This is a genomic window from Ochrobactrum sp. RH2CCR150 (assembly GCA_014138095.1).
Lineage (GTDB): Bacteria > Pseudomonadota > Alphaproteobacteria > Rhizobiales > Rhizobiaceae > Brucella > Brucella gambitense.
The window spans coordinates 12,673-25,318 of record JACGXE010000021.1 but is presented as its reverse complement, the minus strand read 5'-3'; the positions used below and the strand labels follow the sequence as shown (position 1 = coordinate 25,318).

Here is a 12,646-nt window from a genome sequence, read left to right as displayed (position 1 = left end):
TGCCCGCCGCGCGTTGAGAGATAAAGAGGAGAGTTTCCAATGGCTTTCGAACTGCCCGCCCTTCCATATGACTACGAAGCACTTGCGCCTTTCATGTCGCGTGAGACGCTTGAACTGCACCACGACAAGCACCATCAGGCTTATGTCACCAACGGTAACAAGCTGCTTGAAGGCTCCGGCCTTGAAGGCAAGAGCCTGGAAGAGATTGTCAAGGAAAGCTACGGCAAGAATCAGGGCCTCTTCAACAATGCCGGCCAGCACTACAACCACATCCATTTCTGGAAGTGGATGAAGAAGGACGGCGGCGGCACGAAGCTGCCGGGCAAGCTTGAAAAGGCAATAGAATCCGATCTCGGCGGCTACGCCAAGTTCCGTGAAGATTTCATCGCAGCTGGCGTCGGCCAGTTCGGTTCGGGCTGGGCATGGCTCTCGGTCAAGGACGGAAAGCTGGAAATCTCCAAGACCCCGAACGGCGAAAATCCGCTGGTTCATGGCGCAAAGCCGATCCTCGGCGTGGATGTGTGGGAACACTCCTACTATGTCGATTACCGCAACCTGCGTCCGAAGTATCTCGAAGCTTTCGTCGACAGCCTGATCAACTGGGACTACGTTCTGGAAATGTACGAACAGGCATAATGCCAAGGCATTGATGCTATGAGATGAGCCCCGCCAAAGCGGGGCTTTTCTTTGGGCGCTTGTCGACGCTTGGAATTCTCAAGATTGCTTGTATCTCATACAGATACGTTTTGAGGATGTTGGAAATTAAATAGTACTTTTTTACTCAAGTATTTCACGTTATCGTGATGTGAATGTATAAATCTCCGTAAAGAACGCGTTCTACTTTTACAGCAATCGATATGTTCGATCCGATCATTGCAATGGCAGGGATTGTATCGGATATTCGGTCAAGGGACGAGTTTTGTTTATTTAAATGCGGAGGACTACATGCGTTTGTTTTTTCCTGCACTTGGTTCTGTGGCAGTGCTCGTCGCCAGTATCGGGCTGGCGCAGGCTGACGCGATTGCGGATCGTCAGGCCATCATGAAAGATATGGGCCGCTCGTTGGGCCAGATCGCACCAGTCGTCAAAGGTGAGAAGCCGTTCGAGGCCGCTGCCGTTCTGGCTGCACTTGAGAAGATCGACGCCGACGCCAAGAAGCTCGATGTCGATACGCTGTTTCCGGCCGGTTCGGACAAGGGCGATACGGAAGCTTCGCCGAAAATCTGGGAAAACAAGGACGAATTCGTCAAGCATGTCGAAAAATTCCGCGCCGATGCGGCAGCTGCTGTGGCTGCCAAGCCGCAGGATGTCGATGCGCTGAAAACGGCATTCCAGCAGGTTGCCTCCAATTGCGGTTCCTGCCATCAGGCCTTCCGCGTCAAGAAAAACTGATAGTCTTCGACAAGATCGGCAGTTTCGCTTGATAGTGAAACTGCCGCAATGGAATGGGTAGGATGGTCCGCAAACTGGCATATGCCGCGGGCGCTGTGCTTGTCATCGGCGCTGCCGCCTTCTGGATTCTGACCACACCGCAAAAGGTGGATAGCGCCGTTCTGGCTTCAATGAATCCCGGCGATGCTGTCAAAGGCGAGCAGATTTTCTGGGCGGGCGGCTGCGCGTCCTGCCATGCTGCGCCGGGTGCTGCGGGCGATGCGCGCAAGGTGCTTGCAGGCGGCCATGAGCTGGTCTCGGATTTCGGTACCTTTATCGTGCCGAACATCTCGCCATCTGAGCAGGGGATCGGCACCTGGACCATACAGGATTTTGCCAATGCCATGCTGAAAGGCGTGGGCAAGCAGGGTGAGCATCTCTACCCGTCCTTTCCTTACACATCTTATACCCGCATGAAGCCGCAGGATGTGGCCGATCTCTATGCCTATATGAAGACGTTGCCCGCATCGGACAATGTCGCGGCACCGCACAAACTTGGCTTTCCGTTTAACATTCGTCGCAGTCTTGGCTTCTGGAAGCACCTCTACCTGTCGGATGCCCCGGCAGTTGCTATCGCCGACGCATCGGACCTCGTGAAGCGCGGCCAATATCTGACCGAAGCGCTTGGTCATTGTGGCGAGTGCCATACGCCGCGCAATATCATTGGCAGTCTGCAAACCGGTCAATGGCTGGCGGGTGCGTTATCGGCAGAGACAGGCAGCGACGGTAAAAAGAGCGTTGTCCCGAATATCACGACGGGCGAGGGCGGCATCGGCGACTGGAGCGAAAAAGATATCGCTTATGCGCTGCAAAGCGGCTTCACGCCCGACTTCGATTCGCTTGGCGGATCGATGACCGACGTGGTATCGAATATGGCGCATCTGACCGAGGCCGACCGCAATGCAATCGCGGCCTATCTGAAAGCCATTCCCCCACACGCGAACGGCTATAAAGCGCCATAGCAGAGCTTAGAGCGCCGATCTGATTGAATCAGATCGGCGCTCTAATTCTTTGTTTTAACGCGCATCTTTGCCGAAAACCGTTTCACACTTTTCGGGATGCTCTCTATGCAGTCTTGATTTCTTCCAACTCGAGTTCCTCGATCATGGTTTGCCGCATGACGAATTTCTGGATTTTTCCGGTAACGGTCATGGGGAACTGATCGACAAAGCGGATATGCGCCGGGATTTTGTAATGGGCGATCCGCTGCTGGCAAAAGCTGACCAGTTCTGCTTCATTCAGGCGTCCATCCTGACTGAGCTTGACCCAGGCGCAGATGACTTCGCCGAACCGGCGGTCGGGAACGCCGAAAATCTGTACATCGCTGATCGCTGGATGGGTAAACAGGAACTCTTCGATCTCGCGGGGATAGATGTTCTCGCCGCCACGGATAATCAGATCCTTGATGCGGCCGACTATGTTGCAATAGCCTTCCGCATCAATGGTGGCGAGATCGCCCGTATGCATCCAGCCTGCGTCGTCAACAGCGCCTGCCGAGCTTTGCGGATCGTTCCAGTAGCCGCGCATGACACTGTAGCCCCGCGTCAGCAACTCACCCTTTTCGCCGCGCGGAACAATCCGTCCGTCCGCATCGATAATCTTCACTTCCAGATGCGGGTGAATGCGGCCGACAGTTGAAACACGCCGTTCCAACGGGTCGTTGGTCGAACTCTGGAAACTGACGGGGCTTGTTTCTGTCATGCCATAAGCGATGGTGATTTCGCTCTGGTGCATTTCATGGATCACCCGGCGCATGACTTCGACCGGGCAGGGCGATCCGGCCATGATGCCGGTGCGCAGGGTCTGAAGATCAAACTTTGCGAATTCAGGGTGCTCCAGCATGGCGATGAACATGGTTGGCACACCATGCAGCCCGGTGCAGTGTTCATCCTGCACGGTTTGCAACGTCAGAAGCGGATCGAAGCTGTCATTCGGGATCACCATGCAGGCGGCATGGGTCATGCAGGCGAGATTGCCGAGCACCATGCCGAAGCAATGGTAGAACGGCACCGGAATGCACATCCGGTCCTGTTCGGTCAGGCGCATCGCTTCGCCGACAAAGAAGCCGTTGTTCAGAATATTGTGGTGGGAGAGGGTGGCGCCCTTGGGACTGCCCGTGGTGCCGCTGGTGAACTGGATATTGATCGGATCGTCAAATTGCAGCTCTTCCGAGAGCTGTTGCAGTTCGTCACGCGCCGCATCATCGCCAGCCGTGGCGACCGCGTCGAAATTCATCATGCCATCGGTCTGTTCTTCGCCAAGGCGGATCACACAGCGCAAGGCAGGCAGGCGCTGTGACACCAGATGGCCTGGACGGGCACTGTCGAGTTCCGGCACGATGGAGCGCAATATATCGAGATAGTTGCTGGTCTTGAGCGATGGCGCGAGGATTAGTGCCGCGCATTCAACCTTGGCAAGCACATATTCCAGTTCATGCGCCCGGTAGGCAGGGTTGATATTGACGAGGATCAGGCCCGCTTTGGCCGTGGCAAACTGCGTCAGTATCCATTCCAGATTGTTCGGCGACCAGATGCCGACCCGTTCGCCGGGGCGCAGGCCAATCGCGAGAAGACCTGCCGCAAGGGCGTCAACGCGGGCGTTCAATTCTGCATATGTCAGGCGGATATTCTGGTGGCGGACGACCACGGCTGGCCGGTCAGGGTACTGTTCTGCGATGCGGTCAAGATGATTGCCGATCGTATCGCCGATCAGAAGCCGGTCACTCGCGCCATGAACATAGCTCGCCTGCTGCATATTCGATCCTCCCAAACCGATTTCAGCCCCCCGATAGTGTTCCGCTCTTTCCCGTCACGCGACCGTGCTTCGGATAAACGCATCCTCCGACAATGATATTGCCATTCTATGGTGCTGCAAAAAATTGCAGTTTCTTGGACCAATTTTAGCGCTACAGTTGCAAATTCGTCAGGCCGTGGCGAAACGAGTGATTTTCGAGCACCGGAGCGGAGCGTACGTTTGGGTACGTGAGCACCGGCGCGCAGGAAATTGCTCGTTGCAGTCCGGTATGGCGAAGAATGCAACTGTAGCGCTAGCGCTTGGTGCAGCGGGCAACCGTCGCCGGGCCGGCATTGGTGTATTTGCTCTGCATTGTGTAGAGCCAGCCCTTGCATTCCGACACGCTGGTAAAACAGCGCACGCGATCCACCGGAACAATTCCGTCCATGGTGACCATGGGGGAATCGTCAACGCCGCTGAATTGGCCGAAGATAATGCCGCTGCCGCGCGGCGGAGCGCTGCAACGCCGTCCGGCATATTCGCTCACATCCTTGCGCACTTGTGCCTGTACGCCTGTGGTGGCGGGCACAAGGGCGGGAAGCGCCAGCGCAAGGCTCGCCAGAAAGGTCACGCATCCGGTTTTCATGATCCAATCTCCGTGACGATATTCAATAGGCAATAGTATAGGGCGTTGAAGGCCGGACGTGTAGCTTATTCTAACTTGCTCCAGCGAGATGAAGCCGCTGGAGCGTGATTGTGTATCAACCTTCGAAGCCTGGAACTTTGCCGACGACTTTCAGTGCAAAAGCCTGCGTATAGGCAACTTCTTCCAGCCGCGAGAAACGACCTGAAGCGCCCGCATGGCCTGCATCCATATTGATGCGGAACAGGACCGGATGGTCATCGGTTTTCAGTTCGCGCAGCCTGGCGACCCATTTCGCCGGTTCCCAATAGGTGACACGGGGATCGGTCAGGCCCGCGACAGCCAGAATGGCAGGATAGGCCTGCGCTGTCACATTGTCGTAAGGCGAATAGGCAGCGATGGTGCGATAATCCGCTTCCGAGGCAATCGGGTTGCCCCATTCCGGCCATTCCGGCGGGGTGAGCGGCAGCGTATCGTCGAGCATGGTGTTCAGCACGTCGACGAACGGAACTTCCGCGATAATGCCACCGATGACTTCCGGCGCGAGATTTGCAATCGCACCCATCAGCATGCCGCCAGCCGACCCGCCATGGGCGACGATGCGGTCATGGCTGGTGAAGCCTTCACCGACCAGATGCTTTGCGGCGGCGATGAAGTCGGTGAAGGTATTCGTCTTTTTGTCACGCTTGCCGTTTTCATACCAGGCGAAACCCTTGTCCTTGCCGCCGCGAATATGCGCGATGGCATAGACGAAGCCGCGATCCACCAGTGACAGGCGCGACGTGCTGAAGCTTGCCGGAATGGTGATGCCGTAGGAGCCATAGCCGTAGAGAAGGCACGGGGCAGAGCCGTCCAGCTTGGTATCCTTGTGATAAAGGATAGAGACCGGCACCAGCTCGCCATCGGCTGCGGGCGCAAGAATGCGCCGCGTCACATAATCGTCGATCACATGACCCGACGGCACTTCCTGCGTCTTCAGGAGCGTCCGCTCGCGCGAGCGCATATTGTAATCGAAGAGCTGTTCCGGTGTCGTCATCGACGAGTAGGAGAAGCGGATGACGTCAGTGTCATATTCAGCGCTGCCATGCAGACCGAGCGAATAGGCTTCCTCGTCAAAGGCAATGGCGTGTTCTTCACCGGTCTTGCGATCCCGGATGACGATACGCGGCAAGCCGTTGTCGCGCTCGATCCAGACAAGATGATGCTTATAGGCGGAATGGGACAGGATCAGCCGGCCCGGCTTTTCAGCCACCACTTCCACCCAGTTTTCCGGCTGCGGCGCGGTGGCAGCCGTGCGCATGATCTTGAAATCCTTGGCGCCATCGGCATTGGTCAGGATGAAGAACTCCTCACCGCCCGGCGCGATATCGTATTCCGTGCCGGTTTTGCGGGCCATGATGAGTTGCGGCTTGGCCGCAGGATCATTGGCGGGCAGCAACCAGCATTCTGACGTTTCGTGGTCGTGAATATCGATGAAGATATAGTCGTCCAGCGCAGAACCGCCGACGCCGAGGACGAAGCCCGGATCCTGTTCTTCAAAGATCAGTCGGTCTTCGGACTGTTCGGTGCCGATGCGGTGATAAAAAACCTTCGACGGGCGATGGTTTTCATCGAGACGCGTATAGAAGAAGCCGGCGCTTGCCGCATCCCACGTGCCGCCGCCATTGGTATCGGTGATGATATCCGAAAGCTCGGCCATGGTCGTGAGATCGCGAACTTTCAGCTTGTAGAATTCCGATCCCTTGTCGTCATATCCCCAGATCAACAGATCGTGATTGGGAGCGTGGTCCGCCGAGGCAAGCCGGAAATAGGCCTTGCTTTCGCCTTCCTTGTCGCCGTCGAGCAGGATCGTTTCCGCACCGCCATCGCGCGGTGTGCGGATGAAATAGGGCTGCTCCCCGCCGGTGCGATAGGAAACGCCGTAAGCATAAGGACCATCCCTCGACGGCACGGAGGAATCATCCTCCTTGATGCGTCCGCGCATTTCCGCAAATAGCGCCTTCTGGAGCGCTTCGGTGTTCTGCATCAGGCTTGTCTGATAGGCGTTTTCAGCATCGAGATGCGCGCGAATTTCCGGCGCCAGAACCGATGGGTCCTTGAATACGTCCTGCCAGTTGTCTGCGCGAAGCCAGGCGTAGTCGTCTATGCGGGTAATGCCGTGACGGGTGTCCTTATGTGGATGTTTCGGGGCGTGCGGAGGCTTTGGCAGCGAAGAGGTCTCAGACATTCAGAAATCCAACGAACATTGTTTCAAATTGTTGCGGGTCACTTTAACGACCCTTTTTAAGGCGGATGTTGATGCATATATAGTTTCGGGCATCGCCGAAAGCGAGTTGATTTCAATGAAATATATTTAAGTTATGCCTTTTTCGCGCCCGATTTTAGAGGCAGTGCTGCAATTGGTGAAATGTGTTTGTTTCGACTCGTCAGATCATAGCAACAAGCAAAAGACGGTTGTTGATTTTGGTTATACAAACTAAGCGTGCCGTACGTTAAGACTATAAACGGTTGCTTTATCGGCAATAAACGATGCGCGTCACGATTGAGCCGATGAAATCGCCGAGGCTGGATTTCCATGGAAAGGCTTTGTTTTCACTCTTTTTATTTGTGGCGTGAAGAATAATAGGCTATTATTAATGTAGTTTCGCACAACAATTCTATTGCAAAAGACGATAGCAGTTGTTAAGTGCGGTCATAAATGAGCTAGGCAAAGTTCTGAGATACGCAATCACGACTTCAGATGTGTCATCGATGCCGAAAGTTGCGGAAAAACAAAACGATAAGAAGTAATAAAAGGAAAACCGATGGAAAATCTGGATACGCACGACGAAAGCGCAGAACTGCTTCTGAGCCTGACCGCGGATGTTGTCGCTGCTTATGTTGGCAATAATTCGATTCGTGCGGGTGAGTTGCCGATGTTGATCGCAGATGTTCACGCTGCTTTCAAGCGCCACGTTGAACGCGAAGAAGCGCCAGTTGTCGTCGAAAAGCCGAAGCCTGCCGTCAACCCGAAGAAGTCGGTTCATGACGACTACATCATCTGCCTCGAAGACGGCAAGAAGTTCAAGTCGCTGAAGCGTCATCTGATGACCCACTACAGCATGACCCCGGAACAGTACCGCGAAAAGTGGGATCTCGATCCTAACTATCCGATGGTTGCTCCGAACTATGCTGCTGCTCGTTCGCGTCTGGCAAAGAAGATGGGTCTCGGCCGCAAGCCGAAGGGCGCTTAATCAGCGATCCTGACGGCGCATCGCGAGAACTGTGAAGCGGTTTTTGTGTAACGATGTGCTGGACTGAAAAATTAAGAGCGTGCCCGATCTGCTACCGGCAGGACAGGGCGCGCTCTTTGCGTTTCAGGGGTAACTGTTTTGACGAATATCCCGTCGCGCAGTTTATCTTTGTGAAATGGCGCGGGTCGTCTCATGCAATCTCGCACCTTTGCTTATGACTGCCGTTCGACCCCCTCGTATGAATGCCTCTTCTTTGACCGTAACCTTGTCGTGCTCCACGCGCCGCGTCGCAAGCGCCAAGCCGCTCTTTGCCTTCAAGCCTGTCGAGCGCCTGCTTCAGGGCGATGTGGCGATTGAGATCGTAGCTCCAGTGGCCGTTGGTGCCCTTGAGGCGCTCACGCTCGATCAGTCGTGTCAGGCGGCGCACCGCCTGCTGCGTTTCCGGTTCTGATGCTTGCTCAAGCCGGTCAATGTCGATTCCCGCCATGATTTGCAGAGCCGCACGTTGCATGGCGCTCATCCGGTCTCGTTCACGCTCAGTAAGAAAGGTTTTGCGGGCCTGTTCCAGCGCTATTTTCATGAACGTCATCCTTGTTTGTTTATGCAAACAGGATGGGTGAATTCTGAATGGTGTGGATAATATTCCTACAACCTGAGAAGACAATTTGACGGGCGCGCAGCCATGCCGTTTATTATTTGTGTTGGTGCGCACGCATACGGATAGGGAAAATCTCTATCGAAAGCAATTTGATAGGAAGTGTCGGCTGGATGGTCGCCGTATCTCGCGAGCATGGATAGCGAAAAGCGTTCTTTAGCGGTACCGCTCCGACCATCCCAAAGTCTATCCCGCAAACTTATCCTCCCTTGCAATTTCCTCATTATAAGAAGATATTCCTATTCAGATGAGGGAAGATGAATGTCTTTGGAACTATCGGATGTCATTCATACACGGGCGGATGCTTTTGAAGCGTTGCGGTTGATCGCGGCCCGGCATGAGAGGCCCCTTCTTCTCGACACGGTTGAAGGAACGACGGATCGGGAGCGGGAGGAGCACAGTGTGCAATTGTGCGAGACGCTGATCGACCTTCTGGTGGCGTCGTTCGGTGTGGACGGCAAGGAGCTGCGCGCGCCGACGCGTTGTCGGCGTAATGTGGCGCGCATCCGGCAGATCGGGATGTATGTGGCGCATACATCGTTCGGTCTGGCGATGCGTGAGGTTGCGGTGGGCTTTGCGCGAGATCGCACGACGGTGATGCATGCCTGCCACCTCGTGGAGGATATGCGCGACGATGTCGATTTCGACGCCATCGTGACCGCCTTTGAGCGCATCGTGAATTCGGCTTTTTCGACCTGGAGGATGGCGGCATGACCACACAGTTTTCGACGTCCGAAATGCGCGTGCTGCGTTTCCTGAAGACAGGGGCCTGCGAGATGCAGGATTCGGTTCGCGAGACGCATATGCTGCTGGTCGGCGAGCAGGGGTCGATTGCTGTTGCCCGGGGTGAAATGGCCGCCATGTGCAGCAAGGGTTTGCTTCAGATGGAAGGTCAGAAGCTGGCCCTTTCCGGCAAGGGGCGTGGGAGCGCAAGATCCACCAGAAAGACGCGGCGCGAACCAATAGCAAGTGCCACTCGGGTGACAACGCCGGTTGAACTGGCATCGGGTGAGACGGTCGAGGTTAATCTGGCGGAATCGCCGCTGGCCATGCTCTATCGACGCAAGGGCGCGGATGGAAATGCCTTCATATCGGAGGATGAGTTCCACGCCGGGGAACGCTTGCGGGCGGATTTCACGCGGGGATCGCTAATGCCGTCAATCACATCGCGCTGGGATATCGGCGTGGGCGGCGGCGGGCACAGTGGGGCAGGCGGCATGGCGGAACTGACCGATATTGCTCTTGCCAGTCGAATGCGGGTGGAGCGGGCGCTGGAGGCGGTCGGGCCGGAATTGAATGGTGTACTGCTTGATGTCTGCTGTTTCCTGAAAGGGCTGGAGCGCGTGGAGCGCGAGCGGCAATGGCCGGTGCGCTCCGGCAAGGTCGTATTGAAAACGGCCCTCGCCATGCTTCACCGACATTACAACCCGCCGCGCGAAAGCGACCGTCGCCGGGGCGTGGTGCTGCATTGGGGTGCGGATGGTTACCGCCCGGCAGCGCGGCCTCAAATGGGCTGAGGCCGCGCGCGGACTGGTCACACCGCCTTGCTTTTCTTAGCGAGGGAACCAGCGATAATCAGCTTTTGAATATCGCTGGTTCCCTCGTAAATGCGGCAGATACGGGCATCGCGATAGATACGTTCGACGGCGAAGTCCTTGAGATAACCATAGCCTCCGTGAACCTGAATCGCTTCCGAGGCAACTTTCTCGGCAATCTCGGAGGCGAAGAGTTTTGCCATCGCGGCTTCCGTCTTGCAGGGCTGGCCGGCATCACGCAACCGGGCGACATAATGCAGATAGCTGCGGGCCACCTCGATCTGCGTCTGCATTTCCGCCAGCCGGAAACCGACCGCCTGATGCTCGATGATGGGTTTGCCGAATGTCTGGCGTTCCAGCGCATAGGCATGGGCATGGTCGAAGGCCGCCTGCGCGAGCCCAAGCGACTGCGCCGCGATGCCAAGGCGACCGAGTTCCAGCGTGCTCATCGCCAAGGCATAGCCGCCGCCGACTTCACCGAGCACGTGGTCGTCAGCGACGAAGACATCATCAAGCTGCACCTGACAGGTTTCCGACGCGGCGAGGCCGAGCTTGTCTTCGATGCGCACGCAGACATAGCCCGGTGCAGCCGGGGAAACCAGAAACGCTGTGATACGACGGCGCGGATCATCGCTTTCCGTTGCTGCAAAAATAATGGCGATATCGGCGGATTTGCCATTCGACATGAATTGTTTTGCGCCGGTGAGACGAAAGCCTCCATCGACCCTGACAGCCTTGGTGCGGATCGCAAAAGCATTGGACCCGGCTTCCGGTTCGGTCAGGCCGAATGCGCCGTTGAAGCGCCCTTCCGCCAATGGGCGCAGATAGAGTTCTTTCTGCCGGTCGCTTCCATGCACGCGCAAAGGTGTCGAAATGAGACCATTATGCAGCGCCATCATCGCGCCGATGCTGCCATCGGCGGCGGCGATTTCTTCCAGCGCCAGCACATAGCTCAGATGGTCGGTTGCAACGCCGCCCCATTCCTCGGCAACCAGCATGCCGAGAAAGCCCAGTTCTCCCAGTTCCTGCATTTCGGTGCGCGGGAAATAATGGTGTTCGCGATCACGCATGGCTGCGGTCGGGGCCAGTTTTTCACGGGCGTAGCTGCGCGCACTGTCGCGGATCATCCGTTGTTCGTCGGTCAGCAGGCAATCATGCGTCATGGTTGGTTTCCTTCAAAAGCGGCTGCGGTTGCAGTGTCAGGCCGTGCAGCACGCCGTCACGCACAAGGCATTCGATATCCTCGGCAGAGAGTTCCAGTTTTTCATGCAATATGTCGGCGGCATGAGCGCCCAGTGCTGGCGGTGGTGTGGGGGCGGGGCAATCCATGCCGGAGAACCTGGCCGGTTGGCGCAGAACGCGGACCGGGCCGCTGGTCGAGGCGACTTCCGGCAGCAGTCCACGCGCACGCACCTGTTCGCTGCCGGTCGCATCGGAGACGGAAAGCACCGGCGAGCAGGGCACGTCATGGGCCTGCAAGGCGTCGATCACCTGTTCGACACGCAGGGCCGTGCTCCACGTCTCGATGATGGTCTTCAGTTTGGCGTGGTTGTCGTTGCGCGCTGTCGCTGTGGAAAAACGTTCGTCGGTCGCAAGCTGCGGTTGGCCAAGGGCCTCCGCCAGACCGGCAAACTGTTTTGAGCTCAAAACGGCAATCGTCAGATATCCGTCCGCTGCAGCAAAGACGCCGAAAGGTGCGCTCAAAGGATGGCGGTTCCCAACCCGTTTCGGCGGTTTGCTGCCATAAAGCTGCTGGGTCAGTGCTGCAGGCAGAAGATTGAACAGGCAATCATACATGGCGACATCAACAAACTGGCCCTTGCCGGTGCGTTCGCGGGCAAGAAGTGCGGCCAGCGCCGACCAGGACGCGAAAAGCCCGGCTGTCAGGTCGGCAACGGATTCACCGGTCATCATGGGCGGTCCATCGGGTTCACCGGAAATATCCATGAAGCCGGTCACTGCCTGCACAACGAGATCGTAAGCTGGCAGATTGCCCATCGGGCTTTGCTGACCGAAGCCGGAAATCGCGACATGGATCAATCGCGGATTGTCTCTGGCAAGCTCGGCATAGCCAAGACCCAGCCGATCCATCACGCCGGGGCGAAAATTCTCCACGATAATATCGGCATTCTTTGCCAGTTCGCGGACGATGTGTCGTCCGCGCTCTTTGCGCAGATCAATGGAGATGCTCTTCTTGTTGCGGTTCATCAGCAGGAAAAGGCCGCCGCCATCGGCTGTACCGGGGGTGATGTGGCGGTAATCGTCGCCTTCCGGACTTTCGATTTTGATGACTTCCGCACCAAGATCGCCAAGCAAGGCCGTGCAGAACGGCCCGGCCAGAACGCGCGTGAAATCCAGAACGCGAATTCCGTCGAGGCAAGGAGCCCTTTCGTTGAACATGTTCGTATCCCCTTAT

General features: G+C 56.6%; 11 protein-coding genes and 1 pseudogene. 6 read left to right on the top strand and 6 right to left on the bottom strand.

What is annotated here, in order from left to right; translation table 11 throughout:
- The first annotated feature begins 39 nt into the window (after positions 1 to 39).
- The 3 genes from FHW03_RS24065 (at position 40) to FHW03_RS24055 (ending at position 2,393) form a co-directional block, all read left to right on the top strand.
- Positions 40 to 636, top strand: a complete 597-nt coding sequence (locus tag FHW03_RS24065) for a superoxide dismutase (RefSeq protein ID WP_182522965.1) — start codon at positions 40 to 42, stop codon at positions 634 to 636.
- 309 nt (positions 637 to 945) lie between these two features.
- The gene (locus tag FHW03_RS24060) at positions 946 to 1,392 is read left to right on the top strand and encodes a cytochrome c (RefSeq protein ID WP_182522964.1); all 447 of its coding nucleotides are present in this window, start codon (positions 946 to 948) and stop codon (positions 1,390 to 1,392) included.
- A gap of 62 nt (positions 1,393 to 1,454) precedes the next feature.
- Positions 1,455 to 2,393, top strand: coding sequence for a cytochrome c (locus FHW03_RS24055; RefSeq protein WP_182522963.1), 939 nt, complete (start codon positions 1,455 to 1,457; stop codon positions 2,391 to 2,393).
- Between the two features lie 103 nt (positions 2,394 to 2,496).
- Here FHW03_RS24055 and FHW03_RS24050 read toward each other — a convergent pair whose 3' ends face one another.
- The 3 genes from FHW03_RS24050 to FHW03_RS24040 all read right to left on the bottom strand — a co-directional run bounded on the left by FHW03_RS24050 (position 2,497) and on the right by FHW03_RS24040 (position 7,034).
- A complete protein-coding gene (locus tag FHW03_RS24050) occupies positions 2,497 to 4,185 on the bottom strand; it encodes an AMP-binding protein (protein WP_182522962.1) in 1,689 nt (562 codons plus the stop codon).
- A 292-nt stretch (positions 4,186 to 4,477) separates the two neighbouring features.
- Complete coding sequence (locus tag FHW03_RS24045) at positions 4,478 to 4,810, bottom strand: metallophosphoesterase (protein ID WP_182522961.1); 333 nt, start codon at positions 4,808 to 4,810, stop codon at positions 4,478 to 4,480.
- Between the two features lie 115 nt (positions 4,811 to 4,925).
- Positions 4,926 to 7,034, bottom strand: a complete 2,109-nt coding sequence (locus FHW03_RS24040) for a S9 family peptidase (protein ID WP_182522960.1) — start codon at positions 7,032 to 7,034, stop codon at positions 4,926 to 4,928.
- Between the two features lie 577 nt (positions 7,035 to 7,611).
- Between FHW03_RS24040 and FHW03_RS24035 the strand changes: the two genes are divergently transcribed.
- The gene (locus FHW03_RS24035; RefSeq protein WP_182522959.1) at positions 7,612 to 8,040 is read left to right on the top strand and encodes a MucR family transcriptional regulator; all 429 of its coding nucleotides are present in this window, start codon (positions 7,612 to 7,614) and stop codon (positions 8,038 to 8,040) included.
- A gap of 307 nt (positions 8,041 to 8,347) precedes the next feature.
- Here FHW03_RS24035 and FHW03_RS24030 read toward each other — a convergent pair.
- Positions 8,348 to 8,620: pseudogene (locus FHW03_RS24030) on the bottom strand (cytoplasmic protein); the annotation flags it as partial.
- Between the two features lie 342 nt (positions 8,621 to 8,962).
- Between FHW03_RS24030 and FHW03_RS24025 the strand changes: the two are divergent.
- Together FHW03_RS24025 and FHW03_RS24020 are read left to right on the top strand one after the other, a co-directional pair.
- On the top strand, positions 8,963 to 9,409 hold the full coding sequence (locus FHW03_RS24025) for a helix-turn-helix domain-containing protein (RefSeq protein ID WP_182522991.1): 447 nt from the start codon (positions 8,963 to 8,965) through the stop codon (positions 9,407 to 9,409).
- Complete coding sequence (locus FHW03_RS24020) at positions 9,406 to 10,212, top strand: DUF6456 domain-containing protein (RefSeq protein WP_182522958.1); 807 nt, start codon at positions 9,406 to 9,408, stop codon at positions 10,210 to 10,212. The genes FHW03_RS24025 and FHW03_RS24020 overlap by 4 nt, the downstream gene beginning before the upstream one ends.
- Positions 10,213 to 10,229: 17 nt before the next feature.
- Here FHW03_RS24020 and FHW03_RS24015 read toward each other — a convergent pair whose 3' ends face one another.
- Positions 10,230 to 11,393 (bottom strand): acyl-CoA dehydrogenase family protein, encoded by a 1,164-nt coding sequence (locus FHW03_RS24015; RefSeq protein ID WP_182522957.1) that lies wholly within the window; start codon positions 11,391 to 11,393, stop codon positions 10,230 to 10,232.
- Positions 11,383 to 12,630, bottom strand: a complete 1,248-nt coding sequence (locus tag FHW03_RS24010; protein WP_182522956.1) for a CoA transferase — start codon at positions 12,628 to 12,630, stop codon at positions 11,383 to 11,385. The genes FHW03_RS24015 and FHW03_RS24010 overlap by 11 nt, the downstream gene beginning before the upstream one ends.
- Between the last annotated feature and the right edge of the window lie 16 nt (positions 12,631 to 12,646).